Here is a 13,756-nt window from a genome sequence, read left to right on the forward strand (position 1 = left end):
ATATAAAAATAAAGAAGGAAAGTATTTAAAGCTTTTCTGTAAAGCTTATAAAAGCTAGAGCACCGATCAACTGTGGATAACTACCTTCAGGCCTTCTATCCCGTGCTGTACAGAGAATGACAACTACGGTGGAAAACGGTGGTAAGCCTGTGCTGCGCTGTCGGATAAGCTGTGTGTGAAAGGGGCTGTTATCCACAGGCAGGTTATCCACCGAGTTTCGCCCCCACTTGTACAACGACCTCAGGGTCGGTTATCCACAGAGCTTATGCACAGACCATTGGTCGTCTTTTTTTCGTATAAAGCGTTGATTCTTCTTGGTCAGTGATCCACCTACGTGTGGATAAGTCGGCGTCTGGTCGCTACAATGGCCGCTTGTTTTTGCCTCACCGGCTTTCAACTTAGGGGATATCCGTGTCAGTGGAACTTTGGCAGCAGTGCGTGGAGCTTTTGCGCGATGAGCTGCCTGCCCAACAATTCAACACTTGGATCCGTCCACTACAGGTCGAAGCCGAAGGCGACGAGTTGCGTGTTTACGCACCGAATCGTTTTGTTCTCGACTGGGTCAACGAAAAGTACCTGGGCCGTGTCCTGGAGTTGCTGGATGAGCATGGCAACGGCATGGCGCCGGCGCTGTCCTTATTAATAGGCAGCAAACGCAGCTCGGCACCTCGTGCGGCACCGAATGCACCGTTGGCCGCCGCTGCGTCTCAGGCCCAAGCGGCTCAAGCGCCGGTCAGCGCTCCGGCGCCCGCTACGGCGGCAACGCCGACCAAGCGTTCGACCCAGAAAGTTGCGGAAATCAGTGAAGAGCCGTCGCGCGACAGTTTCGACCCGATGGCGGGTGCCAGTTCTCAACAGGCTCCGGTACGCTCCGAGCAGCGCACGGTGCAGGTCGAAGGCGCGCTCAAGCACACCAGCTACCTGAACCGCACGTTCACCTTTGAGAACTTCGTCGAGGGTAAGTCCAACCAACTGGCCCGGGCCGCGGCCTGGCAAGTCGCGGACAATCCAAAGCACGGTTACAACCCGCTCTTCCTTTACGGCGGCGTTGGCTTGGGTAAAACCCACTTGATGCACGCTGTGGGTAACCATCTATTAAAGAAGAACCCGAATGCCAAGGTCGTGTACCTGCATTCGGAGCGTTTCGTGGCCGACATGGTCAAGGCGCTGCAACTGAACGCCATCAACGAGTTCAAGCGCTTCTACCGTTCGGTAGATGCCCTGCTGATCGATGACATTCAGTTCTTCGCCCGCAAGGAACGTTCCCAGGAAGAATTTTTCCACACCTTCAACGCCCTGCTTGAAGGTGGCCAGCAGGTCATTCTTACCAGTGACCGCTATCCGAAAGAGATCGAAGGCCTCGAAGAGCGCCTCAAATCCCGCTTTGGCTGGGGCCTGACGGTTGCCGTCGAGCCTCCGGAGCTGGAGACCCGTGTAGCGATCCTGATGAAAAAGGCCGACCAGGCCAAAGTCGATCTGCCCCACGACGCCGCGTTCTTCATTGCCCAGCGTATTCGTTCCAACGTCCGTGAGCTGGAAGGCGCGCTCAAGCGCGTGATCGCCCACTCGCACTTCATGGGTCGCGATATCACCATCGAGCTGATCCGCGAATCCCTGAAAGATCTGTTGGCACTGCAAGACAAACTGGTCTCTGTGGATAACATTCAGCGCACCGTCGCCGAGTACTACAAGATCAAGATTTCCGACTTGCTGTCCAAGCGTCGTTCACGCTCGGTCGCTCGTCCGCGTCAGGTTGCCATGGCGTTGTCCAAAGAGTTGACTAACCACAGCCTGCCGGAAATCGGCGACGTGTTTGGCGGCCGCGACCACACCACCGTTTTGCACGCCTGCCGCAAGATCAACGAACTTAAGGAATCCGACGCGGACATCCGCGAGGACTACAAGAACCTGCTGCGTACACTGACCACTTGATGCACACCAGCGCAGCTTATTAAGGCAAGGGACTAGACCATGCATTTCACCATTCAACGCGAAGCCCTGTTGAAACCCCTGCAACTGGTCGCAGGCGTCGTCGAGCGCCGACAGACCTTGCCGGTGCTCTCCAACGTGCTGCTGGTTGTCGAAGGCCAGCAACTGTCGCTGACCGGTACCGACCTGGAAGTCGAGCTGGTCGGTCGTGTACAACTCGAAGAGCCTGCGGATCCGGGCTCCATCACTGTGCCTGCGCGCAAGCTGATGGACATCTGCAAGAGCCTGCCGAACGACGCGCTGATCGATATCAAGGTCGACGAGCAGAAGCTGGTGGTGAAGGCTGGCCGTAGCCGCTTCACTCTGTCGACGTTGCCAGCCAACGATTTCCCGACGGTCGAAGAAGGCCCGGGTTCGCTGACGTGCAGTCTTGAGCAAAGCAAGCTGCGCCGTTTGATCGAACGCACCAGCTTCGCCATGGCCCAGCAGGACGTGCGTTACTACCTCAACGGCATGTTGCTGGAAGTCTCCGCCGGCGTTATTCGTGCCGTAGCCACCGACGGTCACCGTCTGGCCATGTGCTCGATGCAGGCCGACATTGGCCAGCCGGATCGCCACCAGGTCATCGTGCCGCGCAAGGGTATCCTTGAACTGGCCCGCCTGCTGACCGAGCCGGACGGCAATGTCAGCATCGTCCTGGGTCAGCATCACATCCGCGCCACCACCGGCGAATTCACCTTCACCTCGAAACTGGTCGACGGTAAGTTCCCGGATTACGAGCGCGTGCTGCCGAAGGGCGGCGACAAGCTGGTACTCGGCGACCGTCAGGCCCTGCGTGAAGCGTTCAGCCGTACCGCGATTCTGTCCAACGAGAAGTACCGCGGTATCCGCCTGCAACTGGCCAACGGTCAGCTGAAAATTCAGGCCAACAACCCGGAGCAGGAAGAAGCGGAAGAAGAAGTCGGCGTTGAATACAACGGCGGCAATCTGGAAATCGGTTTCAACGTGAGCTACTTGCTCGACGTTCTGGGCGTGATGACCACCGAGCAGGTTCGCCTGATCCTGTCCGACTCCAACAGCAGCGCGCTGGTGCAAGAGTCCGACAACGATGACTCGGCCTACGTCGTCATGCCGATGCGTCTGTAATCATGCTCAGCAGAAGCTAGATGTCCTTAAGTCGCGTCTCGGTCACCGCGGTGCGCAATCTGCACCCGGTGACCTTCTCCCCCTCCCCCCGAATCAATATTCTTTACGGCGCCAACGGCAGCGGCAAAACCAGTGTTCTGGAAGCCATTCACCTGCTGGGGCTTGCCCGTTCGTTTCGTAGCACCCGTTTGCTGCCGGTCATCCAGTACGAACAATTGGCGTGCACGGTATTTGGCCAGGTCGAATTGGCCGAGGGTGGGCAAAGCGCGCTGGGGATATCTCGGGACCGTCAGGGCGAGTTCCAGATCCGCATCGACGGTCAGAACGCCCGCAGTGCGGCACAGCTGGCAGAGATCCTGCCCTTGCAGCTGATCAACCCTGACAGCTTCCGCTTGCTGGAAGGTGCACCGAAGATTCGCCGTCAGTTTCTCGACTGGGGCGTGTTTCACGTGGAACCACGATTCATGTCGACCTGGCAGCGCTTGCAGAAGGCCCTGCGCCAGAGAAACTCTTGGCTGCGGCATGGTACACTTGACGCCGTTTCGCAAGCGGTTTGGGACAGGGAACTGTGCCAGGCCAGCGCTGAAATTGATGAATACCGCCGTGCTTATATCAAAGCCTTGAAACCAGTCTTTGAACAGACCTTGAGCGAATTGGTTGAGCTTGAGGGTTTGACGCTCAGCTATTACCGAGGCTGGGATAAAGACCGCGAATTGAGTGCAGTGCTTGCCGGCTCCCTTCAGCGGGACCAGCAGATTGGCCACACCCAGGCCGGACCACAGCGAGCTGATTTGCGCCTTAGGTTGGGCGCACACAATGCCGCGGACATCTTGTCCCGGGGTCAGCAGAAGCTGGTGGTTTGTGCATTGCGGATTGCCCAAGGGCATCTGGTCAGCCAGGCTCGACGCGGCCAGTGTATTTATCTGGTGGATGACTTGCCGTCCGAACTGGACGAGCAGCACCGCCGCGCGCTTTGCCGCTTGCTGGAAGACTTACGCTGCCAGGTGTTCATCACCTGTGTAGATCACGAATTATTGAGGGAAGGCTGGCAGACGGAAACGCCAGTCGCTCTGTTCCACGTGGAACAGGGCCGTATCACCCAGACCCACGACCATCGGGAGTGAAGGCATTGAGCGAAGAAAATACGTACGACTCAACGAGCATTAAAGTGCTGAAAGGCCTGGATGCCGTACGCAAACGTCCCGGTATGTACATTGGTGACACCGACGATGGCAGCGGTCTGCACCACATGGTGTTCGAGGTGGTCGACAACTCGATCGACGAAGCGCTCGCCGGCCATTGCGACGACATCAGCATCATCATCCACCCGGACGAGTCCATCACCGTTCGCGACAACGGTCGTGGCATCCCGGTAGACGTGCACAAAGAAGAAGGCGTCTCGGCAGCCGAGGTCATCATGACCGTGCTGCACGCCGGCGGTAAGTTCGACGACAACTCCTACAAAGTATCCGGCGGCCTGCACGGTGTGGGTGTGTCGGTAGTGAACGCACTGTCCAAAGAACTGATCCTGACCGTTCGCCGCAGCGGCAAAATCTGGGAACAGACTTACGTCCATGGCGTTCCGCAAGAACCGATGAAAATCGTTGGCGAGAGCGAAACCACGGGTACCCAGATTCACTTCAAGCCATCGGCTGAGACATTCAAGAACATCCACTTCAGCTGGGACATCCTGGCCAAGCGGATTCGCGAGCTGTCCTTCCTCAACTCCGGTGTCGGCATCGTCCTCAAGGATGAGCGCAGCGGCAAGGAAGAGCTGTTCAAGTACGAAGGTGGCCTGCGTGCGTTCGTTGAATACCTGAACACCAACAAGACTGCGGTCAACCAGGTGTTCCACTTCAACATCCAGCGTGAAGACGGCATCGGCGTGGAAATCGCCCTGCAGTGGAACGACAGCTTCAACGAGAACCTGTTGTGCTTCACCAACAACATTCCGCAACGCGATGGTGGTACTCACCTCGTGGGTTTCCGTTCCGCCCTGACGCGTAACCTGAACACCTACATCGAAGCTGAAGGCCTGGCCAAGAAGCACAAGGTCGCCACCACCGGTGATGACGCCCGTGAAGGCTTGACCGCGATTATCTCGGTGAAGGTACCGGATCCGAAGTTCAGCTCCCAGACCAAAGACAAGCTGGTGTCTTCCGAAGTGAAGACCGCCGTCGAACAGGAAATGGGCAAGTACTTCTCCGACTTCCTGCTGGAAAACCCGAACGAAGCCAAACTGGTCGTCGGCAAGATGATCGACGCCGCACGTGCCCGTGAAGCGGCGCGTAAGGCCCGTGAGATGACCCGCCGTAAAGGCGCGCTGGACATCGCCGGTCTGCCGGGCAAGCTGGCTGACTGCCAGGAAAAAGACCCTGCCCTTTCCGAACTGTACCTCGTGGAAGGTGACTCTGCTGGCGGTTCCGCCAAGCAGGGACGCAACCGTCGGACCCAGGCCATTCTGCCGCTGAAAGGCAAGATCCTGAACGTCGAGAAGGCGCGCTTCGACAAGATGATCTCTTCGCAAGAAGTGGGCACCTTGATCACCGCGCTGGGCTGCGGTATCGGCCGCGACGAGTACAACATCGACAAGCTGCGCTACCACAACATCATCATCATGACCGATGCTGACGTCGACGGTTCGCACATCCGTACCCTGCTGCTGACCTTCTTCTTCCGTCAGTTGCCGGAGCTGATCGAGCGTGGCTACATCTACATCGCCCAGCCGCCGCTGTACAAGGTCAAGAAAGGCAAGCAAGAGCAATACATCAAAGACGACGACGCCATGGAAGAGTACATGACGCAGTCGGCCCTGGAAGACGCGAGCCTGCACTTGAACGAGGAAGCACCCGGGATCTCCGGTGAAGCCCTCGAGCGCCTGGTGAATGATTTCCGTCTGGTAATGAAGACCCTCAAGCGTCTGTCGCGCCTGTACCCACAGGAGCTGACCGAGCACTTCATCTACCTGCCTGCGGTGAGCATGGAGCAGCTGTCCGATCACGCAGCGATGCAGGATTGGCTGGCGAAGTACGAAGTTCGCCTGCGCACCGTCGAGAAGTCGGGTCTGGTCTACAAGGCCAGCCTGCGTGAAGACCGTGAACGTAACGTCTGGCTGCCAGAGGTCGAGTTGATCTCCCATGGCCTGTCGAACTACGTCACCTTCAACCGCGACTTCTTCGGCAGCAACGATTACAAGACCGTCGTCTCTCTGGGCGCTCAGCTGAGCAGCTTGCTGGACGAAGGCGCGTACATCCAGCGTGGCGAGCGCAAGAAGCCGGTCACCGAGTTCAAGGAAGCCCTTGAATGGCTGATGGCTGAAAGCACCAAGCGTCACACCATCCAGCGATACAAAGGTCTGGGTGAGATGAACCCGGATCAGCTGTGGGAAACGACCATGGACCCAAGCCAGCGCCGGATGCTTAAAGTGACCATCGAAGACGCCATTGGCGCGGACCAGATCTTCAACACCCTGATGGGTGATGCGGTCGAACCTCGTCGTGACTTCATCGAAAGCAACGCCTTGGCGGTATCCAACCTGGACTTCTGATCCAGCGGGTCTGCCGAAAACAAAAAGGCCAGCGCATTGCGCTGGCCTTTTTTTGGTGCTTCAAGGTAGCCTCAGGAAACACAGGAGCTGTAGGAGCCGGCTTGCTGGCGATGCAGTCAATGCGCTGTGGTGAACCGGTGCTCACGCGCAGTCGTTGGCGACCATCGCCAGCAAGCTGGCTCCTACAGGGATTGATGTAGGAGGATTCGGACCGGTATATCGAATGGACTTCTTGCTCTGAAGTGACTGAATCGCACACATAAAAAAACCGGCTATATCAGCCGGTTTTTTTACGTCCAAAAAAAACTTATGCACCTTTTCCCGTATTTTATGAGCTTAAGAAATATGTATATAAATCATAAGCCTAGAGAATAAATACGCGGCTTTTCGACAAAACGGTACACAGGTTATCCACAGAATCTCAGACAGCCATCTGATCGCTGGCAGTCGGCGCTTGCGGGGCAGGCGGGATCGAGCCCATTTCCCGTTGCATCTGCTCGTTCCAGGCCTGGACCCGGTCATTGAGGTCGGCAATGGCGCGCGGCCCGCTGCCCTCGGCGTACATCGGTTTGCCGATGATCACCGTGATGACGCCCTGCTTCTTTGCCCAACCGGTTTTCGGCCAGAACTTGCCGGCATTGTGAGCAATTGGCAGCACCGGAAGTTCGGCGTTGACCGCCAATGCAGTACCACCGCGAGAGAATTTGCCGATGGTGCCATAAGGAACTCGCGTCCCCTCCGGAAAGATCAGCACCCAGACGCCATCTTTCAGCAGTTCATCGCCTTTCTTCGCCACATGCTTGAGTGCCGCTTTCGGATTGTCACGGTCGATGGCGATCGGTCGCAGCATGGCCATTGCCCACCCAAAGAACGGTACGAACAGCAAAGAGCGTTTCAGCACTTGGCTCAATGGCTCGAAGTAGGCCGAGAGGAAGAACGTCTCCCAGGTGCTCTGGTGGTTCGATTGAATCACGCAGGGCTGGTCAGGCACGTTCTCGGCGCCCTTCACTTCGTAGCTGATGCCCAGGAAGACTTTGCTCAACCACAAGGCGCAACGGCACCAGTACACGTTGATAAAGCGATAACGCGCCTTGAACGGTAAAAAGGGCGCGATAAAAAAGCTCAGGCTGCACCAGAGCAAGGAGCTGGTGCCCAGCAGCAGGTAAAAGAGGAAGGTTCTGATGGCCTGCAGTATCGACATGGCGACGTTTACCGTGCGGGCTCTGCCCGTCTATATAAAGTGCACTCCCGATCGATCCCTGGTCAGGAAATTCGAAAGCACTCTAATTGTGGATAAGTTCTGCGGCAATCGCCGCGAGATCGTCAAATATCAAGGTGCCTACCGGTAGGGTCTTGCCCAACGTCTTTTCGCCTTTCCCGGTCTTTACTAAAACTGGCTGAGAATCGACGGCTTTGGCGGCTTCCAGGTCACCGAGACTGTCGCCGACGAACCATAGATCTGTCAGCGATACGTTGTAATGCGCGGCGATGGTTTTCAACATCCCCGGTTTTGGCTTGCGGCAGTCGCAGCCAGCGTCCGGCCCGTGCGGGCAATAGACGATCAGCCCGACTTCACCGCCCTGCTCCGCCACCAGCGCGCGCAAACGCTCGTGCATGGCATCCAGGGTGGCGATGTCGTAATAGCCGCGGGCAATGCCCGACTGGTTGGTAGCGACCGCTACCGTCCAGCCGGCCTTGCTCAACTGCGCGATGGCTTCGATCGAACCGGGGAGTGGAATCCACTCCTCCACCGACTTGATGTAAGCGTCGGAGTCGTAGTTGATCACCCCGTCCCGATCGAGAATCAGCAGTTTCAAACAGTCTTACCCCAGCAGCGAAATATCGGCGACGCCGAGGAACAGCCCACGCAGGCGCGCCAGCAACGCGTAACGGTTGGCACGGACATTGGCGTCATCCGCGTTGACCATCACTGCTTCGAAGAACGCATCCACCGGCTCGCGCAGGGCCGCCAGGCGCGCCAGCGATTCGCGGTACTGACGGGCCGCAGCCATTGGCTGGACAGCCTGATCCGCTTGCTGGATCGCCGAGTACAGGGAGAACTCGTTGGCGTTGTCGAAGTACTTGGCTTCAACGACCGAAGGCACCGAGCCTTCAACCTTGCTCAGCAAGTTCGACACACGCTTGTTCACGGCGGCGAGCGCAGCGGCTTCCGGCAATTGACGGAACGCTTGAACGGCTTGCACACGCTGATCGAAGTCCAGCGCCGAACCCGGCTTCAGGGCACGTACCGACAGGTAAGTCGCGACATCCACGCCTTCGTCTTCGTAACGGGCACGCAGGCGGTCGAATACGAATTCGAGCACCGAGTCGGCCAGGCCGGCGGCCTTGACCTTGGCACCGAACGCATTCACGGCGAATGCCACGGCTTCGTTCAGGTCGAGGTCGAGTTGCTTGTCGATCAGGATGCGCAGCACGCCGAGCGCAGCACGGCGCAGGGCATACGGGTCTTTGCTACCGGTTGGCAGCATGCCGATGCCGAAGATGCCGACCAGCGTGTCGAGTTTGTCGGCGATGGCCACGGCCGCACCGGTGAGGGTGGTCGGCAGTTCAGCGCCGGCACCGCGCGGCATGTATTGCTCGTTCAGCGCCAGCGCGACTTCTTCCGGCTCGCCGTCGTTGAGGGCGTAGTAGTAACCGGCGACGCCTTGCATCTCCGGGAACTCACCGACCATCTCGGTCGCCAGGTCGCACTTGGACAGCAGGCCGGCGCGGGACGCCCAGGCTGCGTTGCCGCCAATGCGTTGCGCGATGAACGCCGCCAGTTTGGAAACGCGCTCGGCCTTGTCGTAGACGCTGCCGAGTTTTTCCTGGAACACCACGTTCTGCAGGCGCAGGTTGAAATCTTCGAGTTTCTGCTTCTTGTCTTGCTTGAAGAAGAACTCGGCGTCGGTCAGGCGTGGGCGAACCACTTTCTCGTTACCGGCGATGATTTGCTGCGGGTCTTTGCTTTCGATGTTGGCCACGGTGATGAAACGGGGCAGCAACTTGCCATCGGCATCCAGCAGGCAGAAGTACTTCTGGTTGTCCTGCATGGTGGTGATCAGCGCTTCTTGCGGCACGTCGAGGAAACGTTCCTCGAACGAGCACACCAGCGGCACCGGCCATTCAACCAGCGCGGTCACTTCGTCGAGCAAGGCTGGCGGAACGATCGCCGTGCCTTCCTGCATCGTTGCCAGTTCTTCGGTGCGTTTGCTGATGATGGCGCGACGCTCGTTGGTGTCGGCCAGCACGTAAGCGGCACGCAGGTCGGCCAGGTAATTGGCCGGCGAGGTAATGCGCACGCTTTCCGGGTGATGGAAGCGGTGACCACGGGAATCGCGGCCGGCCTTCTGAGCAAGGATGGTGCAGTCGATGACCTGGTCACCGAGCAGCATCACCAGCCATTGGGTCGGACGAACGAATTCTTCCTTGCGCGCGCCCCAGCGCATGCGCTTCGGGATCGGCAGGTCGTTCAGGGAATCTTCGACGATGGTCGGCAGCAGGCTCGCGGTCGGCTTGCCGGCGATGCTCTGGCTGTAGCGCAGTTTCGGACCGCTCTGATCGATTTCACTCAGGTCGACGCCGCACTTCTTGGCGAAACCCAGGGCTGCCTGAGTCGGGTTGCCTTCGGCGTCGAACGCCGCCTGACGTGGCGGGCCGTCGAGGTTGATGCTGCGATCAGGCTGCTGGGTGGCCAGCGCGGTGATCAGCACAGCCAGGCGACGCGGCGCGGCGTAGACGGTTTTGGTCTCGTAGTTCAGGCCAGCGGCTTGCAGGCCCTTGTCGATACCGGCGAGGAACGCCTCGGCCAGGGTGTTCAGGGCTTTGGGTGGCAGTTCTTCGGTGCCCAGTTCAACCAGAAAATCTTGAGCACTCATTGTGCAGCCTCCAGCTTGGCCAGTACTTCATCACGCAGGTCCGGGGTCGCCATCGGGAAGCCCAGCTTGGCGCGCGCCAGCAGGTAGGCTTGCGCAACGGAACGCGCCAGGGTGCGCACACGCAGGATGTATTGCTGACGCGCAGTCACCGAGATCGCCCGGCGCGCATCCAGCAGGTTGAAAGTGTGGGAGGCCTTCAACACCATTTCGTAGCTCGGCAGCGGCAGCGGCTGGTCGAGTTCGATCAGGCGCTTGGCTTCGCTTTCGTAGAAGTCGAACAGTTCGAACAGCTTCTCGACGTTGGCGTGTTCGAAGTTGTAGGTCGACTGCTCCACTTCGTTCTGGTGGAACACGTCGCCGTAGGTCACTTTGCCGAACGGACCGTCAGCCCAGACCAGGTCGTAGACCGAGTCCACGCCTTGCAGGTACATGGCCAGACGCTCGAGGCCGTAAGTGATCTCGCCTGTCACCGGGTAGCATTCGATGCCGCCCGCTTGCTGGAAGTAAGTGAACTGCGTCACTTCCATGCCGTTGAGCCAGACTTCCCAGCCCAGGCCCCAGGCGCCCAGGGTCGGCGATTCCCAGTTGTCTTCGACGAAGCGGATGTCGTGGACCAGCGGGTCCAGGCCGACGTGCTTGAGGGAGCCCAGGTACAGTTCCTGGAAGTTGTCCGGGTTCGGCTTCAATACGACCTGGAACTGGTAGTAGTGCTGCAGACGGTTCGGGTTTTCGCCGTAGCGGCCGTCAGTCGGGCGACGACTGGGCTGCACATAAGCGGCGTTCCAGGTTTCCGGGCCGATGGCGCGCAGAAACGTGGCGGTGTGGAAAGTCCCGGCGCCTACTTCCATATCGTAGGGCTGAAGTACCACGCAACCTTGCTCGGCCCAGTATTGCTGGAGGGCGAGGATCAAGTCTTGGAAGGTACGCACGGCTGGCGTAGGCTGGCTCACGAAATTCACCTGTTTCTTGGGCTGCGATTTAAAGAGCGGGAGTATACCCGATTCATGGCTGCGCACGCCCCCTGGAGCCTTATGCCACGCTGCTTTTGGTGTTCCGAAGATCCGCTGTACATGGCTTATCACGACCAGGAGTGGGGCACGCCGCTACGCGATGCGCAGGGATTGTTCGAGTTGCTTTTGCTCGAAGGGTTCCAGGCCGGCCTCTCCTGGATCACCGTGTTGCGCAAACGCGAGCGTTACCGTGAAGTGCTGTTCGGCTTCGACGTCCAGCGCGTGGCGCAGATGAGCGACGCCGAAATCGACGAATTGATGCTCGACCCGGGCATAATCCGCAATCGTCTCAAGCTCAACGCGGCACGGCGCAATGCCCAGGCGTGGCTGGCGCTGGAGGACCCGGTGGAGTTTCTCTGGTCCTTCGTCGGCGGTGTGCCGAAGATCAATCATTTCAAGGACCGCACCGAAGTCCCGGCCGTGACGCCCACTGCCGTGGAGATGAGCAAAGGCTTGAAAAAGGCCGGCTTCACCTTCGTCGGCCCGACCATTTGCTACGCGCTGATGCAGGCCTCGGGCATGGTCATGGACCACACCCGGGATTGCGATCGCTACGCGGCCCTTGCAAACGGCGGTTAGAATAGCCGCCTCGCGCACAGCACAAGATCAGGAGTGACCTGTGGATAAGTTTAAAGGCGCCTTGCTGGTAGGCGCTCTGCGGCTGTTTGCCCTGCTTCCGTGGCGGGCAGTGCAGGCGGTAGGTTCGGCCATCGGCTGGGTGATGTGGAAAACGCCCAACCGTTCCCGAGACGTGGTGCGGATCAACCTCGCCAAGTGTTTTCCAGAGATGGACCCTGCCGAGCGCGAGCGCCTGGTGGGCCAGAGCCTGAAAGACATCGGCAAATCACTGACCGAAAGTGCCTGCGCGTGGATCTGGCCGGCGCAGCGCTCCATCGATCTGGTGCGTGAAGTCGAAGGTCTCGATGTCCTGAAGGACGCCCTCGCCTCCGGCAAAGGCGTGGTCGGCATCACCAGCCACCTCGGCAACTGGGAAGTGCTGAACCACTTCTACTGCAGCCAGTGCAAACCGATCATTTTTTATCGTCCACCCAAGCTCAAGGCGGTGGATGAATTGCTGCGCAAGCAACGGGTGCAACTGGGCAACAAGGTCGCCGCTTCTACCAAGGAAGGCATCCTCAGTGTCATCAAGGAAGTGCGCAAAGGTGGTGCGGTGGGCATCCCCGCCGACCCGGAACCGGCCGAATCCGCCGGGATCTTCGTGCCGTTCTTCGCCACCCAGGCCCTGACCAGCAAGTTCGTCCCGAACATGCTCGCTGGCGGCAAGGCAGTCGGCGTGTTTCTGCACGCGCTGCGGCTGCCGGACGGTTCGGGTTACAAAGTGATTCTCGAAGCGGCGCCGGAAGCGATGTACAGCACCGACACCGAGACGTCCTGCGCGGCCATGAGCAAGGTGGTCGAGCGTTATGTGCGGGCGTACCCGAGCCAGTACATGTGGAGCATGAAGCGCTTCAAGAAGCGACCGCCGGGTGAGGAACGCTGGTACTGACTGAATTGGCATGATCTGTGGATAACTTGTAGGAGCGAGCTTGCTCGCGATGGACGTGAACGAAAATGCGTTTTGCTCTGAAAAAAGCGCCGTCCTTAAGTCCATCGCGAGCAAGCTCGCTCCTACTTAAAAAGGGCGCAGTAGATGTCCGAACATCGCAAATCGTTTCGCATCAAGATCTGTCACGAAAGCTTCGGCGAATGCCTCGGCCAGACCCGCAACCTTTCGACCACGGGCGTCTACGTCAAGCATCCCGTCCTGTCGGCGTTGCCCAAGGGCGCGGTGGTTTATGGTCAGGTGCAGGACTTACCCACAGGCGCGCCGCGTGTGCGCATGGAAGTGGTGCTGGTGGACGCGGAAGGCATTGGCCTGCGCTATCTCTGATCAGTGCGCCTGACGTTCGAGCTTCTTCAGGAACACCGTCATCTCTTTCTCAGCCTGCTTGTCGCCGTGAGCGCGAGCTGCTTCCAGACCCTGCTCCCACGCCTGACGCGCGGCCGGATAATCCGCCAGCGCCAGATGAGCCTTGCCCAACAGCTTCCACGCTGCTGAGTACTTCGGATCGAACTCGACGCAGCGCCGGAAATGCTCGGCGGCCTTGGCGTTTTCCCCAAGATCCAGATAACCCTTGCCCAGGCCGAAGCGCAGCAATGAGTTATCCACACCCTTGGCGAGCATTTTTTCCAGGGATTCGATCATGGGGAAAAGTTCCGAATAGGTGGTGTTATCGAAAACGTAT

General features: G+C 58.8%; 12 protein-coding genes. 7 read left to right on the plus strand and 5 right to left on the minus strand.

Going from position 1 to position 13,756, the window contains the following annotated elements; translation table 11 throughout:
• Positions 1-411: 411 nt before the first annotated feature.
• From dnaA to gyrB, 4 genes are read left to right on the plus strand one after another with little or no spacing between them, the layout of a single operon-like run.
• Positions 412-1,932 carry a chromosomal replication initiator protein DnaA gene (dnaA, locus tag ACF6ZU_RS12790; RefSeq protein WP_392892911.1) on the plus strand — a complete coding sequence of 507 codons (1,521 nt, stop codon included), beginning with the start codon at positions 412-414 and terminating at the stop codon, positions 1,930-1,932.
• Positions 1,933-1,971: 39 nt separating this feature from the next.
• Positions 1,972-3,075 (plus strand): DNA polymerase III subunit beta, encoded by a 1,104-nt coding sequence (dnaN, locus tag ACF6ZU_RS12795; RefSeq protein WP_392892913.1) that lies wholly within the window; start codon positions 1,972-1,974, stop codon positions 3,073-3,075.
• A 20-nt stretch (positions 3,076-3,095) separates the two neighbouring features.
• Entirely contained in the window at positions 3,096-4,199 is a 1,104-nt protein-coding gene (gene recF, locus ACF6ZU_RS12800) for a DNA replication/repair protein RecF (RefSeq protein WP_392892916.1), read from the plus strand.
• A gap of 5 nt (positions 4,200-4,204) precedes the next feature.
• Positions 4,205-6,622 carry a DNA topoisomerase (ATP-hydrolyzing) subunit B gene (gene gyrB / locus ACF6ZU_RS12805; protein ID WP_392892918.1) on the plus strand — a complete coding sequence of 806 codons (2,418 nt, stop codon included), beginning with the start codon at positions 4,205-4,207 and terminating at the stop codon, positions 6,620-6,622.
• A 421-nt stretch (positions 6,623-7,043) separates the two neighbouring features.
• On the opposite strand, the gene ACF6ZU_RS12810 is transcribed toward gyrB, so the two are convergent.
• The 4 genes from ACF6ZU_RS12810 to glyQ form a co-directional block, all read right to left on the minus strand.
• Positions 7,044-7,823: a lysophospholipid acyltransferase family protein gene (locus ACF6ZU_RS12810; RefSeq protein WP_392892920.1), complete on the minus strand. Its 780-nt coding sequence runs from the start codon at positions 7,821-7,823 to the stop codon at positions 7,044-7,046.
• A gap of 82 nt (positions 7,824-7,905) precedes the next feature.
• A complete protein-coding gene (gene gmhB, locus ACF6ZU_RS12815) occupies positions 7,906-8,439 on the minus strand; it encodes a D-glycero-beta-D-manno-heptose 1,7-bisphosphate 7-phosphatase (RefSeq protein WP_392892922.1) in 534 nt (177 codons plus the stop codon).
• Between the two features lie 6 nt (positions 8,440-8,445).
• The gene (gene glyS, locus ACF6ZU_RS12820) at positions 8,446-10,500 is read right to left on the minus strand and encodes a glycine--tRNA ligase subunit beta (protein ID WP_392892924.1); all 2,055 of its coding nucleotides are present in this window, start codon (positions 10,498-10,500) and stop codon (positions 8,446-8,448) included.
• On the minus strand, positions 10,497-11,450 hold the full coding sequence (gene glyQ, locus ACF6ZU_RS12825; protein WP_003213601.1) for a glycine--tRNA ligase subunit alpha: 954 nt from the start codon (positions 11,448-11,450) through the stop codon (positions 10,497-10,499). Before glyQ ends, glyS begins: the two co-directional genes overlap by 4 nt.
• 81 nt (positions 11,451-11,531) lie before the next feature.
• On the opposite strand from glyQ, the gene tag reads away from it, so the two are divergent.
• The 3 genes from tag (at position 11,532) to ACF6ZU_RS12840 (ending at position 13,401) form a co-directional block, all read left to right on the plus strand.
• The gene (gene tag / locus ACF6ZU_RS12830) at positions 11,532-12,089 is read left to right on the plus strand and encodes a DNA-3-methyladenine glycosylase I (RefSeq protein ID WP_392892928.1); all 558 of its coding nucleotides are present in this window, start codon (positions 11,532-11,534) and stop codon (positions 12,087-12,089) included.
• Between the two features lie 40 nt (positions 12,090-12,129).
• Complete coding sequence (locus tag ACF6ZU_RS12835) at positions 12,130-13,017, plus strand: lysophospholipid acyltransferase (RefSeq protein WP_392892930.1); 888 nt, start codon at positions 12,130-12,132, stop codon at positions 13,015-13,017.
• A gap of 144 nt (positions 13,018-13,161) precedes the next feature.
• Entirely contained in the window at positions 13,162-13,401 is a 240-nt protein-coding gene (locus tag ACF6ZU_RS12840) for a PilZ domain-containing protein (RefSeq protein WP_392892932.1), read from the plus strand.
• Here the strand turns inward: ACF6ZU_RS12840 and ACF6ZU_RS12845 are convergent, their stop codons facing one another.
• Positions 13,402-13,716: a tetratricopeptide repeat protein gene (locus tag ACF6ZU_RS12845; protein WP_392892934.1), complete on the minus strand. Its 315-nt coding sequence runs from the start codon at positions 13,714-13,716 to the stop codon at positions 13,402-13,404.
• Between the last annotated feature and the right edge of the window lie 40 nt (positions 13,717-13,756).

The sequence above is a fragment of the Pseudomonas migulae genome (genome assembly GCF_043225285.1).
Classification (GTDB): Bacteria; Pseudomonadota; Gammaproteobacteria; order Pseudomonadales; family Pseudomonadaceae; genus Aquipseudomonas; species Aquipseudomonas migulae_C.

Bases quoted from the DNA above. Each gene is read 5' to 3' on its own strand.
- dnaN (WP_392892913.1), top strand. From the start codon at position 1,972: ATGCATTTCACCATTCAACGCGAAGCCCTGTTGAAACCCCTGCAACTG.
- recF (WP_392892916.1), top strand. From the start codon at position 3,096: ATGTCCTTAAGTCGCGTCTCGGTCACCGCGGTGCGCAATCTGCACCCG.
- ACF6ZU_RS12810 (WP_392892920.1), bottom strand. From the start codon at position 7,823: ATGTCGATACTGCAGGCCATCAGAACCTTCCTCTTTTACCTGCTGCTG.
- glyS (WP_392892924.1), bottom strand. From the start codon at position 10,500: ATGAGTGCTCAAGATTTTCTGGTTGAACTGGGCACCGAAGAACTGCCA.
- tag (WP_392892928.1), top strand. From the start codon at position 11,532: ATGCCACGCTGCTTTTGGTGTTCCGAAGATCCGCTGTACATGGCTTAT.
- ACF6ZU_RS12840 (WP_392892932.1), top strand. From the start codon at position 13,162: ATGTCCGAACATCGCAAATCGTTTCGCATCAAGATCTGTCACGAAAGC.
- ACF6ZU_RS12845 (WP_392892934.1), bottom strand. From the start codon at position 13,716: ATGATCGAATCCCTGGAAAAAATGCTCGCCAAGGGTGTGGATAACTCA.